The sequence below is a fragment of the Streptomyces aureus genome (genome assembly GCF_000725495.1).
Taxonomy (GTDB): domain Bacteria; phylum Actinomycetota; class Actinomycetes; order Streptomycetales; family Streptomycetaceae; genus Streptomyces; species Streptomyces aureus_B.
In genome coordinates, this window is the sequence record NZ_JNZD01000007.1 from 38515 (window position 1) to 52436 (window position 13922).

The 13922-nt window shown below is 71.0% G+C and carries 10 protein-coding genes; 3 read left to right on the forward strand and 7 right to left on the reverse strand.

From position 1 onward, the window contains the following. The first annotated feature begins 301 nt into the window (after positions 1-301). The gene (locus IO36_RS14475) at positions 302-2050 is read left to right on the forward strand and encodes a SpoIIE family protein phosphatase (protein WP_245173277.1); all 1749 of its coding nucleotides are present in this window, start codon (positions 302-304) and stop codon (positions 2048-2050) included. Positions 2051-2207: 157 nt separating this feature from the next. On the opposite strand, the gene IO36_RS14480 is transcribed toward IO36_RS14475, so the two are convergent. Further along, on the reverse strand, positions 2208-3536 hold the full coding sequence (locus tag IO36_RS14480) for a class I SAM-dependent RNA methyltransferase (protein ID WP_037620029.1): 1329 nt from the start codon (positions 3534-3536) through the stop codon (positions 2208-2210). Positions 3537-3666: 130 nt separating this feature from the next. Continuing rightward, on the reverse strand, positions 3667-5715 hold the full coding sequence (locus tag IO36_RS14485) for an APC family permease (RefSeq protein ID WP_037620030.1): 2049 nt from the start codon (positions 5713-5715) through the stop codon (positions 3667-3669). 517 nt (positions 5716-6232) lie between these two features. Here IO36_RS14485 and IO36_RS14490 point away from each other — a divergent pair. Further along, positions 6233-6904 (forward strand): potassium channel family protein, encoded by a 672-nt coding sequence (locus IO36_RS14490; protein ID WP_037620031.1) that lies wholly within the window; start codon positions 6233-6235, stop codon positions 6902-6904. Next, positions 6904-7584 carry a potassium channel family protein gene (locus IO36_RS14495; RefSeq protein ID WP_037620032.1) on the forward strand — a complete coding sequence of 227 codons (681 nt, stop codon included), beginning with the start codon at positions 6904-6906 and terminating at the stop codon, positions 7582-7584. Before IO36_RS14490 ends, IO36_RS14495 begins: the two co-directional genes overlap by 1 nt. 156 nt (positions 7585-7740) lie before the next feature. Here the strand turns inward: IO36_RS14495 and IO36_RS14500 are convergent, their stop codons facing one another. From IO36_RS14500 to IO36_RS14520, 5 genes are all read right to left on the reverse strand, one after another. After that, positions 7741-8508: a DUF3159 domain-containing protein gene (locus tag IO36_RS14500; protein WP_037620033.1), complete on the reverse strand. Its 768-nt coding sequence runs from the start codon at positions 8506-8508 to the stop codon at positions 7741-7743. A gap of 3 nt (positions 8509-8511) precedes the next feature. Further along, positions 8512-8910 (reverse strand): OB-fold nucleic acid binding domain-containing protein, encoded by a 399-nt coding sequence (locus IO36_RS14505; protein WP_078943188.1) that lies wholly within the window; start codon positions 8908-8910, stop codon positions 8512-8514. 118 nt (positions 8911-9028) lie between these two features. Further along, a complete protein-coding gene (locus IO36_RS14510) occupies positions 9029-9712 on the reverse strand; it encodes a response regulator (RefSeq protein WP_037620035.1) in 684 nt (227 codons plus the stop codon). After that, entirely contained in the window at positions 9709-12252 is a 2544-nt protein-coding gene (locus tag IO36_RS14515; protein WP_037620036.1) for a sensor histidine kinase, read from the reverse strand. Before IO36_RS14515 ends, IO36_RS14510 begins: the two co-directional genes overlap by 4 nt. A 315-nt stretch (positions 12253-12567) precedes the next feature. Further along, a complete protein-coding gene (locus IO36_RS14520) occupies positions 12568-13785 on the reverse strand; it encodes an alginate lyase family protein (protein ID WP_037620038.1) in 1218 nt (405 codons plus the stop codon). Positions 13786-13922 lie beyond the last annotated feature (137 nt).

A 13922-nucleotide genomic window follows, 5' to 3' on the forward strand; every position in this document is an offset into this window, starting at 1 on the left:
CTGGCGGTGACGACCACGGCCACACTGCACCGGCGGAAGAACTGCCGCGAAGCCGTCAGGACAATCCCGTACGCCGCACGGAAGGCGGAGGCCTTCCTGATGTCTCCGGCGCCGAGTTGCGTGACGAACGGGCGATCCCTGAGCACGATCCGGCTGCGGCCTGCACTTGTCCGGTGGGCGAGCAGGATCTCGCGTCGGCCGTGCGAGCGGGTTTCCGTCAGGGGATCATCGGTACTGATCTGTCGGTTCCCCTGAAGCGCCCGCGGTCTTCGGCGGGAGACCGCCATGGCTGGAGGGCGGCGTGGTGGAGGATTCGGTGCTCGGTGCGGGAGGTGAGGGGCGGTCGTGGCCGGCGGCCGAACCGGACTTCTGGCGGCAGGTCGTCGAGCAGCTGAGCACGGCCCTGATGGTGGTGGATCCGGCAGGCCGGATCCTCGCCTTCAACTCAGCCGCCGAACGGCTACTGGGCCGAACCACCCGCGCGGTACGCGGCAGGGACGCGCACGACCTGCTGCACCGGGACACGGGCGGCGGCAAGCTCCCGCGCGAGCGGTGCCGGCTGCTCCGGGCGCTGGCCGAGGGGGCCGCCACGCGCGGGGAGGGCGACAGCTACGTACGCGGTGACGGTCATCTGATCACGATCTCGTGGTCCACCTCTCCCCTGACGGACGGCGGCTCGTTCAAGGGCATGGCCGTACTGTTCACCGACATCACGAGCGACCGCAGCGCACGCCGGGAGCGTGCGGCCTATACGAGTGCTCTGGAGGACCTCAACGAGCGGCTGACGCTGGTCGCGGAGATCACCGACGTCCTGGGCCAGACCCTGGAGACCGACGAGGCACTCGCGCGGCTGGGCCGCCTGCTGGTTCCTCGCCTCGCCGACTGGGTGGCGGTTGACCTCCGGACCGGTTCCGGACTGGTCCACCGAGTGGCGGTGACCGGCCCCGCGGGCCGGGATGCCGGGCAGGAAGGCAGGAGGGAGCGCCTTCCCGAAACCGGGGAAGCGGACCGCTCGGCTCTTGTCCAGGTGCTGCACGGAGGTGATCCCGTGCTCCAGAACGGGCAGGACGCGCAGAACGAGGCGGGGACGACCACTGCGCCCGGCTCTCCCCTGGCCGTCGCCCATCGTGACTTCCTGCAGACGGTGGACGCGACGTCCGCCATCACGGTCCCGCTGGGCTCCTACCGGCAGCTCACCGGCGCCCTCACGGTGGTGCGCACCGATCCGGCGCACCCCTTCGACGCCGCCGACCTGGAGGTGGTGAGCGACATCGGCCGCCGGGTCGGCCTGGTCATCGACAACGCACGGCGGTTCGGCCGCCAGCGAGCCGTCGCCGAGGCCATGCAGCACAACCTGCTTGCCCCACTGCCCCAGCCCGGCCGCCTGCGGCTGGCCGCCCGCTACCAGCCGGCCCCCGCGGGCTCCCAGGTCGGCGGCGACTGGTACGACGCGTTCGAGCTGAAGGACGGCACGCTCGCGCTGGTCATCGGCGACGTCGTGGGCCACGACCTGACCGCGGCCGCCGGGATGGCCCAACTGCACGGCATCCTGCGATCCCTGGCCTGGGACCACACCGGACCGCCCGGCGCTGTCGTCGACCGCCTCGATGACGCCATGCCCGCCATCACCACCGTCCCCATGGCCACCCTCGTCCTCGCACAGGTCGAGGGCCACCCGCACACCGGCCCATGGACCCTGCGGTGGACCAGCGCCGGACACCCGCCGCCCCTCCTCCTGCCCCCCGACGGGCACACGCAGTACCTCGAAGCCGGACAGGGACTCATCCTCGGCGCACCCGTGGACCCCGGCGTGGGCCGGCCGGACGCAACGCACCCCCTGCCGCCGGGATCCACCCTGCTGCTCTACACCGACGGCCTGGTCGAAATCCCCGGCAGCGACCTCGGCACCGGTCTGGACCGGCTGCGTCGCCACGCCCTCGCGCTCGCCCACGTACCGCTGGACACGCTGTGCGACCAACTGCTCGCCCGTATGCCGCCCGGCAGCACCGACGACGTGGCCCTGCTCGCCCTGCGTCTGCCGACGCTGTGACAGGGGACGCGATCAGTGAGCGGTGAGTGCCCCGGGCGTGCCCGTGGACGATCGCAGTCGACTCCGCCCGACTCCGGCACCAGGCGCGTCGTTTCAGCGACAGGATCTCGCCCGTACCGCCCGCGACGCACATTCCGCGCATCGACAAAACAGCAGGTCAGGCGTCCTTCTTCACCGGCTCCAGGATCGCCACGCACTCCACGTGGTGGGTCATCGGGAACAGGTCGAACGCTCGCAGGGTCCGGACCTTGTAGCCGCCGTCGCGGAAGTACGCCAGGTCGCGGGCCAGGGCCGCCGGGTCGCAGGCCACGTAGGCGATGCGGCGGGCGCCCAGGGACGTGAGGTGTTCGACCGTCCTCTTGCCGGCGCCCGCGCGGGGCGGGTCGAGGACGATGATGTCGACCTCGGTGATGCCGGTGCGCGGGAGGACCGCCTCGACCTTGCCCTGCTCGATGCGGACGCGGTCGAACCCGGCGAGGTTGTGCCGTGCGTCCTCCACGGCGCGCTTGCCCGACTCGATGCCGAGGACCGCGCCCTGGTCGCCGAGGCGGTCGGCGAGGGCGCCGGCGAAGAGGCCGACGCCGCAGTAGAGGTCGAGGGCCATGTCGCCCTTGCGCGGCAGCAGGCCCTGCATGACCGCCTTGACGAGGGTGTCGGCGGCCATGGGGTGGACCTGCCAGAAGCCGCCGCTGCCGACCCGGTGGGTGCGGCCGTCGGCGCGCTCGCGCACGAACGCGCGGCCGTGGACGCGGTGGATGCCGCCGTCCTTCTCCTCGACGCGCATGACGGAGACCGGCTTGTCGAGCTCGACCAGGGGCAGGCGGGCGCCGGGCCGGGGCTCCAGGATGACCATGCGGTCCTGCGAGCCCGTCGCGGCGATCGCCTCGACGGCCGCCATGCCGGACCAGTCGCGCTCCTCGATACCGAGCTCGGTGACCCCCGGGGCGGCGATCAGACAGCGCTCGACGGGCTCGACCTCGTGCGAGCGGTGGCGGCGCAGTCCGGCGTTGCCGTCGGGGTCGACGGCGTACTGGACGCGGGTGCGCCACTGCGGCACCTCACCGGCGGGCAGCTTGTCGCCCTCGGCGGGCATGACCGTGCCGTCCCAGCCGGCCTCCTCGGGCGTGAGGCCCGCGAGGCGCTGGAGCTGCTCGGCGATGACCTCGCCCTTGAGCCGGCGCTGGGCGCCCGGCTTGGCGTGCTGCCAGTCGCAGCCGCCGCAGCGGCCGGGGCCCGCGTACGGGCAGGGCGCCTCGACGCGGTCCTTGGAGGCGTCGATGATCCGCACGGCGTCGGCGCGCAGGAACCGCGCCCCTTCCTCGCCCTCGGTCACCCGGGCGACGACCCGCTCGCCGGGCAGCGCGTGGCGGACGAAGAGGACCTGGCCCTCGTCGGTGCGGGCGATGCAGTGACCGCCGTGCGCGACGGGGCCGATCTCGACCTCGTACTCGTCCCCCACCAGCGACTTCTTCGGTTCTGCCTGCATGGTGGGGTGACTCCAGTCGAGAGGGGGGAAACGGCCGGACGACACAGCCGGACAACAGCCGTCCAGTCTACGTGCTCACGGCACCGCTTCCCGCCCCGTCCGTGAGCCCGCGACGCGCCTCCCGCCCCCGTCAGCTCTTCTGGGTGGGCTCCTTGGGCCGCTCGTGGGCCGGTCCGCGGCGCACGGCGCCCGGAGCGTTCCAGTCCTGGCGCTTGCGGGCGCGCAGCTTCGCGGCCTCGGAGGACTCCAGCTGGTAGGGCACGGAGGTCACCATGACGCCCGGGGTGAACAGCAGGCGGCCCTTGAGGCGCAGGGCGCTCTGGTTGTGCAGCAGGTGCTCGTACCAGTGGCCGACGACGTACTCGGGGATGATCACGGAGACCGCGTCGCGCGGCGACTCCTTGCGCAGACCCTTCACGTACTCGATCACCGGGCGGGTGATCTCCCGGTAGGGCGAGTCGAGGACCTTCAGCGGTACGTCGATGCCGCGCCGCTCCCACTCGTCGCGCAGGGTCTTGGTCTCGGCCGGGTCCACGTTGACGCTGAGCGCTTCGAGGGTGTCGGAGCGCAGCAGCTTGGCGTAGGCGAGGGCGCGCAGCGCCGGCCGGTGGATCTTGGAGACCAGGACGACGGAGTGGACGCGCGAGGGGCGGACGCTGTCGTCGGTCGGTCCCTCGGGTGCGGCCAGCTCCTCCGCGACGCGGTCGTAGTGCTTACGGATCGCGGTCATCGTCGCGTAGAAGATCACCATGCCGAGCAGGGCGACCCAGGCGCCGTGCGTGAACTTGGTGACGAGGACGACGACCAGGACCAGGCCGGTGAAGAAGGCGCCGAAGGCGTTGATCGCGCGGGAGCGGATCATGTGGGTGCGCTTGGCCTGGTCGGTCTCGCTGGCCAGGTGGCGGTTCCAGTGGCGGACCATGCCGGTCTGGCTGAGAGTGAAGGAGACGAACACGCCGACGATGTAGAGCTGGATCAGCCGGGTCGAGTCGGCCCCGTAGATGATCACGAGCATGCTCGCGGCGCCGGCCAGCAGGACGATGCCGTTCGAGAAGGCCAGGCGGTCGCCGCGGGTGTGGAGCTGGCGCGGCAGGTAACGGTCCTGGGCGAGGATCGAACCGAGCAGCGGGAAGCCGTTGTACGCGGTGTTCGCGGCCAGGAACAGGACGAGGGCGGTGGCGGCGGCGAGCAGGATGAACAGGAAGCTGCCCTTGCCGAACACGGCCTCGGCGACCTGGGAGATCACCGGGTTCTGGACGTAGTCGGCGCCGACGGCCACGCCGTTGTGGATCAGGTCCGTGGCCGGGTTCTCGGCCATGCGCACCTTGGTGGTCATGGCCAGGGCGATGATGCCGCAGAACATGGTGACGGCGAGCAGGCCCATCGCGGCGAGCGTGGTCGCGGCGTTCTTCGACTTGGGCTTGCGGAAGGCCGGGACACCGTTGGAGATGGCCTCGACACCGGTGAGCGCCGCACAGCCGGAGGAGAAGGCGCGCAGCAGCAGGAAGACGAGCGCGAAGCCCGCGAGCCCCTGGTGCTCGGCCTTGATGTGGTACTCGGCGGTCGGCGCCAGCATGGTGTCGCCGAGCACGAGACCCCGGAAGGCACCCCAGGCGATCATGATGAAGACACCGGCGACGAAGACATAGGTCGGGATCGCGAAGAGCTTTCCGGACTCCTTGACTCCGCGCAGGTTCATCAGCGTGAGCAGCACGATGACGGCGACCGCGCAGAACACCTTGTGCTCCACCACGAACGGCACCGCGGAGCCGAGGTTCTCGATGCCGGAGGCGATGGAGACGGCGACGGTGAGGACGTAGTCGACGAGCAGCGCACTGGCGACGGTGAGGCCGGCCCGTGGACCGAGGTTGGTGGTGGCGACCTCGTAGTCGCCGCCGCCGCTCGGGTAGGCGTGCACGTTCTGCCGGTAGGACGCGACCACCGTGAACATCAGCACGACGACCGCGACCGCGATCCAGGGGCTGAAGTGGTAGGCCGACACGCCCGCGATGGAGAGGACCAGCAGCACTTCCCCGGGCGCGTACGCCACGGAGGAGAGCGGGTCGGATGCGAAAACGGGGAGGGCGATGCGCTTCGGCAGAAGCGTTTCCCCCAACCGGTCGCTGCGCAGTGCGCGCCCGATGAGGATCCGCTTGGGCACGTCGGTCAGTTTGGACACAACAGGGAATCGTAAGGGTTCGAACTGGCTGTCGCCCACCCACCTTCCCACTTCGGCCCGTCGTCTGCTCTCCGGGTGAAAACGGGGTGGCCTCCGGCTGCGGATTCCGTGGCCGTGGAGACCCACGTGTCTATATGACAAAACCCCGCCCCCGAGCGCCCTGGAGGACGCATGCACCTGACCCCCGAGTTCGTCGGCGCGGCCGTGGCACTGGCCGGCCTCGGAATCCTGACCCTCGCGAGTGTTCGCAGCATCACACGGCGCTGAGCCCGGACCCCGGCCCGCGTCCGGCGGCGTCCGCCCCTGCCCGCCGCCGGTCGCGGCCGTTCATCGCCGGTCGCGGTCCGTTCGCGGTCCGTTCGCCGGCGCTCACCGCGCCGTTCCGTGAACGTTCCGCGAAAAAGGCACGGCCGAACCTGCTCAAGGATGCCCCCGGCCGACCGTGCGTGTGTAGCTTGGGCGGCGGTCTGAGACCCTGTTTAGCCTGAGCCGTAACCATTCATGCGGAAGGACGGTCGTGCACATCGTCATCATGGGCTGCGGAAGAGTAGGTTCCGCTCTTGCCCAGAACCTGGAGCAACAGGGGCACACGGTCGCCGTGATCGACCAGGACCCCACCGCCTTCCGGCGGCTGGGCTCCGGGTTCGGCGGCCGCCGCGTCACCGGAGTCGGCTTCGACCAGGACACCCTGCGCGAGGCGGGCATCGAGGAGGCCGGTGCGTTCGCGGCGGTCTCCAGCGGTGACAACTCCAACATCATCGCCGCCCGCGTGGCCCGCGAGATGTTCGGCATCGAGAACGTCGCCGCCCGCATCTACGACCCGCGTCGCGCCGAGGTCTACCAGCGCCTGGGCATCCCGACCGTCGCCACCGTCCGCTGGACGGCCGACCAGATGCTCCGCCGGCTGCTCCCCTCGGGCGCCGAGCCGCTGTGGCGCGACCCCACGGGCGGGGTGCAGCTCGCCGAGGTGCACACCTCCGTCGCCTGGGTGGGCCACAAGATCAGCCGCCTCCAGGACGAGACGGGCGTGCGCGTCGCCTTCCTCACCCGGCTGGGCGAGGCCGTGCTGCCCAGCTCGCAGACGGTGCTGCAGGAGGGCGACCTGGTGCACGTGATGATGCGCACCGACGAGGTGGACAAGGTCGAGGCGGCGTTCGCCAAGGGCCCTGAGGGAGAGGCGGGGCACTGATGAGAGTCGCCATTGCCGGTGCCGGCGCCGTGGGCCGCTCGATCGCGGGCGAGCTGCTGGAGAACGGCCACGAGATCCTGCTGATCGACAAGGCGCCGACCGCCATCTCGGTCGAGCGCGTCCCGCAGGCGGAGTGGCTGCTCGCCGACGCGTGCGAGATCACCTCCCTGGACGAGGCCGCGCTGCAGCGCTGCAACGTGGTCATCGCGGCCACCGGCGACGACAAGGTCAACCTCGTGGTCTCGCTGCTCGCGAAGACCGAGTACGGGGTCCCCCGCGTCGTCGCCCGCGTGAACAACCCCAAGAACGAGTGGCTCTTCAACGAGTCCTGGGGCGTGGACGTCGCCGTCTCCACCCCGCGTCTGATGTCGGCCCTCGTGGAGGAGGCCGTCAGCGTCGGCGACCTGGTGCGGCTGCTGCGCTTCAGCCACGGCGACGCCAACCTCGTCGAGCTGACCCTGCCGCCGGAGTCCGCTCTCGCCGGTACGACCGTCGGCGACGTCGCGTGGCCCGAGGACACCTCGCTGGTGACCATCATCCGCGGCACCCGCGTCCTGACCCCCTCCCGGGAGGACTCCCTGGAGGCGGGCGACGAGCTCCTCTTCGTGGCCGCCCAGGCCCGCGAGGAGCAGCTCGAGGACCTGCTGTCGGTGCGGCGCGACCCGAGCACCACGAAGTAGCCGTCCGTCCCCCGTCGGCGGTCATCCCACCGCCGGCGGGGGACGCGCACGGCGGTACGACGAAGGGGGCGCCCGGAGAATCTCCGGGCGCCCCCTTCGTCGTATGCGTTGTTCCCGACCAGGACCGTGCTCAGGCGTCCTCGGCCGGCAGCGGGCTCAGGCCTGGCGGCGGTGCCGGGCCGGGGCCGGGGTGTCGCCGCGCTCGTGCGCGAGGGCGGCCTTGCGCTCCTTCTCCGCCTGCTCCTCGGCCTCCATCTCGGCGAACACGTCGATGGGCGGCGGCGCCTTGGCCAGAAAGACCCAGGTGAGCCAGACGGCGAGCAGGAACGGCGGGATCTTCAGGGCGATCAGGACCCAGCCGAACTGGGTGGTGTCACCCCACCAGTAGAGCGGGAAGAGCACCGCGCACTTGGCGAGCAGAATCAGGCCCCAGGCCCAACTGGCCTTGGCGTAGGCCTTCTTGCGGCCGGGGTTGCGGGTGCGCCAGGAGAGGTTCTCCTTGAAGACCGGGCCGAGGATCAGCCCGATCAGCGGGACGCCCGCGAGGGTCGTCACGATGTAGGCGACGGCGAGCCCGAGCGTGTAGAGCATGCCGGGCAGGTAGAAGTCCTTGGCGTTGCCCGTCATCATCGCGAAGACCACACCGAAGGCGACGCCGAAGACACCGCTGAAGGCGTGCTTCACGGTGTCGCGCCGTACCAGGCGGACCACGACGAGCAGCAGGGACACGGCGAGGGCGGCGATCGCCGACCAGTGCAGGTCCTTGTTGATCGTGAAGATGGTGACGAAGAGCAGGCCCGGCATCACGGTTTCGACCATGCCCCGCACGCCGCCGAACGCCTCGAAGAGTGCGGCCTCGGTCACCGCCCGTGCATCCTGCTGGGCGTCCTGGGCGTCTTCGGTCGGCTTGTCGAGCGACGTCACCGGCTACTCCCGTCCGAGGGGTCTGAGTTCGTACTTCGGATTGAACAACACCCTACGGCCCCGGCTCATCGAGATACGGCCCGAGGCGATCAGCTTGCGTCCGGGCTCGATGCCGACGATGGAACGCCGGCCGAGCCAGACCACGTCCAGGGCGGCCGAGCCGTCGAACAGCTCGGCCTCCAGGGCCGGGACACCGGCCCTCGGCCGCAGAGTGACCGTGCGCAAGGTACCAGTAACGGTGACGATCTGCCGGTCGTGGCAGTCACCGATACGGGTGCAGCCCGCGGTCGCCGTGTCCTCCCGCAGCTCCTCGGACTCCAGGTCCTCCTGGGACGAGGAGAGCCGGTCCATCATGCGCCGGAAGCGGCCCGCCGGCTTTTCGGAACGAGGGACAGCACTCATACCGAAAGCGTACCGGGGGGCGCCGACAGCTTCGTACCCGCTCCGCCACCGCCCCAACCGGCCCCGGAGTCCGCTCGATCGGGCGACCCGGACGGTCGCCCGGCGGGGGCCGGCCGCGTCACCGTTCGAATCTGTATCCCATGCCCGGTTCGGTGATGAAGTGCTTCGGGTGCGAGGGGTCGACCTCCAGCTTGCGGCGCAGCTGCGCCATGTAGACCCGCAGGTAGTTGGTCTCCGTCCCGTAGGACGGGCCCCAGACCTCCTGGAGCAGCTGCTTCTGCCCGACGAGCCGGCCCGTGTTGCGGACGAGCACGTCCAGCAGGTGCCACTCCGTGGGGGTGAGCCGGACGTCACGCCCGTCGCGGTGCACCTTCTTCGCCGCGAGGTCCACGGTGAAGCCCGCGGTCTCCACGATCACGTCGTCCTCACCGCCCCCGGTGGGCTCGGCCCTACGGACGGCGGCGCGCAGCCGGGCGAGCAGTTCGTCCATGCCGAAGGGCTTGGTGACGTAGTCGTCGGCGCCGGCGTCGAGGGCCTCCACCTTCTCGTCCGAGGAGTGCCGGGCGGACAGCACGAGGATCGGCACGCGGGTCCAGCCGCGCAGTCCCTTGATCACCTCGACGCCGTCCATGTCGGGCAGGCCGAGGTCGAGCACGACGACGTCGGGGTGGCGGGCGGCGGCGAGCTGGAGCGCGGTGGCTCCGTCGGGGGCCGCGTCGACCTCGTACTTGCGCGCCTTCAGATTGATCACGAGGGCTCGGGTGATCTGCGGCTCGTCGTCGACCACGAGGACCCGGGTCATGAAGCCTGCCTTTCTGCGACTGCTGATCGGGCGGCCAGGTCGGGCCGGTGGTCCACCGCCCGCACCGTGAGCACCATGGTGAGTCCGCCGCCGGGGGTGTCCTCGGCGTTGAGGGTGCCGCCCATCGCCTCGGCGAAGCCCCGGGCGACGGCGAGCCCGAGGCCCACTCCGGTGCCGCGCGGGGCGTCTCCGTAGCGCTGGAAGGGCGCGAAGATGCGGTCCTTGGCCTCGTCCGGGACGCCGGGGCCGCGGTCGACCACGCGGACCTCCACGCGGTCGGCCATGGCGCTGGCCGCGACCAGGACGCGCGCGTCGGGAGGGCTGTACTTGACGGCGTTCTCGACGAGGTTGGCGACGGCGCGCTCCAGGAGTCCGGCGTCGACGGCGACCATCGGCAGGCTCTCGGGGATGTCCAGGTCCACGCTGCCCTCGGGGACACCGAGGAGGGCCATCGGGACGACCTCGTCGAGGTCGATCTCGCGGAACAGCGGGGTGACCGTGCCGGTCTGGAGCCGGGACATGTCCAGGAGGTTGCCCACGAGGTGGTCGAGGCGGTCGGCTCCGTCCTCGATGCCTTCGAGGAGCTCGGCCCGGTCCTCGTCGGACCAGGCCACGTCGTCGGAGCGCAGGGAGGAGACCGCCGCCTTGATCCCGGCGAGCGGGGTGCGCAGGTCATGGCTCACGGCGGCCAGCAGGGCGGTGCGGATGCGGTTGCCCTCGGCCAGTTCCTTGGCCTGGTCCGCCTCGAACTGAAGCCGCTGGCGGTCCAGGACGACCACGGCCTGCGCGGCGAAGGCGGCCAGGACCCGGCGGTCGGAGGCGGGCAGCACCCGCCCGGTCAGGGCGAGCGCCGTGTGGTCGCCGACCGGCATGTCGACGTCGGCGTCCTCGGGGCGGGCCGCGGGCGAGGGACCGGCGCTGCCCGCGCAGGTCCACGGGTCGACGTCGCCCGCGCGCTCCAGGAGGGCGACCGACTCCATCCCGAAGGTCTCGCGGACGCGCTCCAGCAGGGCCTCCAGGCTGGTTTCGCCGCGCAGCACGCTGCCGGCCAGGAAGGAGAGGATCTCCGACTCGGCCCGCAGCCGCGCCGCCTGGTGCGTCCGGCGGGCGGCGAGGTCCACCACCGACGCCACGGAAAGGGCGACGCCCACGAAGACCACGATGGCGACGATGTTCTTCGGATCGGCGACGGTGAGCCGGTGCAGGGGCGGTGTGTAGAAGTAGTTCAGCAGCAGGGAGCCGAAGGCCGCCGAGGCGAGGGCCGGGAGGAGTCCGCCGAGCAGGGCTGCCGCGACCGTGACCGCCAGGAACAGCAGCATGTCGTTGGCGAGGCCGAGGTCGATGGTGTTCAGGAGCAGGGCCATGACGACGGGGCCGCCGATGCCGACCGCCCAGCCCCAGATGATCCGGGAGCGGCCGAGCCGTGCCCCGCGCGCCACCGGCAGACCGCGCCCCTTGGCGACCTCCTCGTGGGTGACGATGTGGACGTCCAGGTCGGGGCCCGACTCCCGGGCGACCGTGGTGCCGACACCCGGCCCGAAGACGTACTGCCAGGTCTTACGGCGGGAGGAGCCGAGCACGATCTGGGTGGCGTTGACCCCGCGGGCGAAGTCCAGCAGGGCGGCGGGGATGTCGTCCCCGACGACGTGGTGGAAGGTGCCGCCGAGGTCCTCGGCCAGGGTGCGCTGGACGGCCAGCTCCTTCGGGGAGGCGGAGGTGAGGCCGTCGCTGCGGGCGATGTAGACGGCGAGGACCTCGCCGCCCGCCCCCTTCTCGGCCAGCCGCGCGGCACGCCGGATCAGGGTCCGCCCCTCGGGGCCGCCGGTCAGCCCGACGACGATCCGCTCCCGGGATCCCCAGATCTTGGAGACCCGGTGTTCGCTGCGGTACTCGGTCAGATACTCGTCGGCCCGGTCGGCGACCCACAGCAGCGCGAGTTCGCGCAGGGCCGTGAGGTTGCCGGGGCGGAAGTAGTTCGAAAGGGCCGCGTCGACCTTGTCCGGCTTGTAGATGTTGCCGTGCGCCATCCGGCGGCGCAGGGCGGGCGGCGACATGTCGACCAGCTCGATCTGGTCCGCCCGCCGCACCACCTCGTCCGGCACGGTCTCGCGCTGGCGCACTCCCGTTATCGACTCGACGACGTCACCGAGCGACTCCAGGTGCTGGATGTTGACGGTGGAGACGACGTCGATCCCGGCGGCGAGCAGTTCCTCCACGTCCTGCCAGCGCTTGTCGTTGCGGGAGCCGGGGACGTTGGTGTGCGCCAGTTCGTCCACGAGGGCGACGGCCGGGGCACGCCGGAGCACTTCGTCGACGTCCATCTCGGTGAAGACTGCGCCCCGGTGCTCCAGCTCCATGCGCGGGAGCTGTTCCAGGCCGTGCAGCATCACCTCGGTGCGGGGCCGCTGGTGGTGCTCGACGAAGGCCACCACGCAGTCCGTCCCGCGCTCCACGCGACGGTGCGCCTCGGACAGCATCGCGTAGGTCTTGCCCACGCCGGGTGCCGCACCGAGGTAGATCCGAAGCTTGCCGCGTCCCATGACCTCATTGTCTTCCCGTCACCGCTGTGTACGCAGCGTCGACCTTACGGCCAGGATTCCCGGCGAAGGGGACGAGCGGCCCGCCGGGGAACGTCCTTGACGCAACCCTGATGCGCGGCGCGGCCTCGCACCTTTCCCCGCGGGCCGACGCGCGAACGTGCCGGTGACAGGGGTGGTGGCGTCGGCGGCGGTGCCGATGGTGACGGTGACGGTTCGGCTCATGGTTTCTCCCGGTGGTCCCGCGGACCGGGCGCCGGCCTCCCGGCCGGTCGCCCGGTCCCTCATCTCCTCATCGGACGGGACCCCGGTTTCGGTTCACGCGGGATTGTCGCCGTGCGTCAGCGTCTCCCACGCGACGAAGAGGTTGTTGCTGCCGGCCGGGCGGTTCTGCTGGGTCAGCGTCTGGGTGTTGGTCATCGCGATGCCCAGACGGTTGTGCAGGGCGTTGTAGCCGACCTCGGTGACCGGGCCGAGCCCGAGGTTGAGCGAGCCTCCGCACAGCCAGCTCGGGACGGCGGTGCCGAGCTGGTACTTCGACTGGAAGCCGAGCGCCTGGCGCAGCCGCTCGCCGACGTCGGTGCCGTACAGGTCCTGTCCCTGGATGCGGCTGGTCTCGGCGATGTGCGAGATGGCCGAGATGCCGTAGCCGGTGTGCGTGAGGTCGCGGCAGGTCTCCTGGGTGAGTCCGGTGACGAAGGTGGACTGCCCCTGCCAGTAGTTGACGATCTTCGCCGTGGTGTCGAGGTTCTGGCTCGGCACGGTCTTCGGCACCGCGCCGTCGCTGGCGAGGTAGACGTACGCCGCCGTGCGCGTCCGGAACTTCGCCATGGCCTTGTCGTACGAGGTCCTGTCCTCCAGGAAGACGGAGATGCCGACCGCGGCCTCCATCATGGACAGCTCCCAGTTGCCGTTGGAGTTGGAGCCGTTGATGACCATGGGCAGGTAGACGTCGCGCAGCATGCCCGCGAAGCGGCCGGAGTTCGCCCAGGTGCCGGTGTACGTGTACTTGATGATCTCGGCGGCTCTGGGCCAGGAGGAGCCGGCCCAGCCGGTCTGGAGGGGCGCGTTGCTGTTGGTGTGGGACTTGATCACCGCGGACCAGGCGTCCATCAGCTCGATCGACTTCCTGGCGTAGCGCTCGTCGCGCGTGACGTACCAGGCGAGGGCGTCGGTGTACGCGGCGATCGCGTCCTCGCGCTCGTCGGTGCAGCCGTAGTTGGGGTTGGAGTACGAGCCGCACTCCACGGTCGCGCGGGGCGTGGGGGTGCGCGTGAGCGAGGCGTACTTGCTCGCCATCATCTGGTCGTAGGCGCCCTTCCAGGGCTGGGCTCCGGCCAGGACCTGGGTGCGGGCGAAGTCGAGCTGCCCCTTGGAGACGGTGACTCCGGGGTGCGCGAACGCGGCGGGCGCCGCGTCGGCCCGGTGGGCGCCGGGCCAGGACAGGAGGGTGCCGACGAGTGCGGCGGTCGCGGCGACGGTGACGAGGAAGGCCGGGCGCCGTCTGCGGCTGTGCCGAGTGGGGGTGTCGGACATGCAGAGCCATCCATTCTTGTATGTGAATGACACACGGGATGCTGAACATGGAGCGCTGGCCGGTGACCATAGGTACGGACCAGGCTTCCGTCAAGGCCTGAAGAAAGAGCCGCTGCTCAACCGTCGTTCACATACAG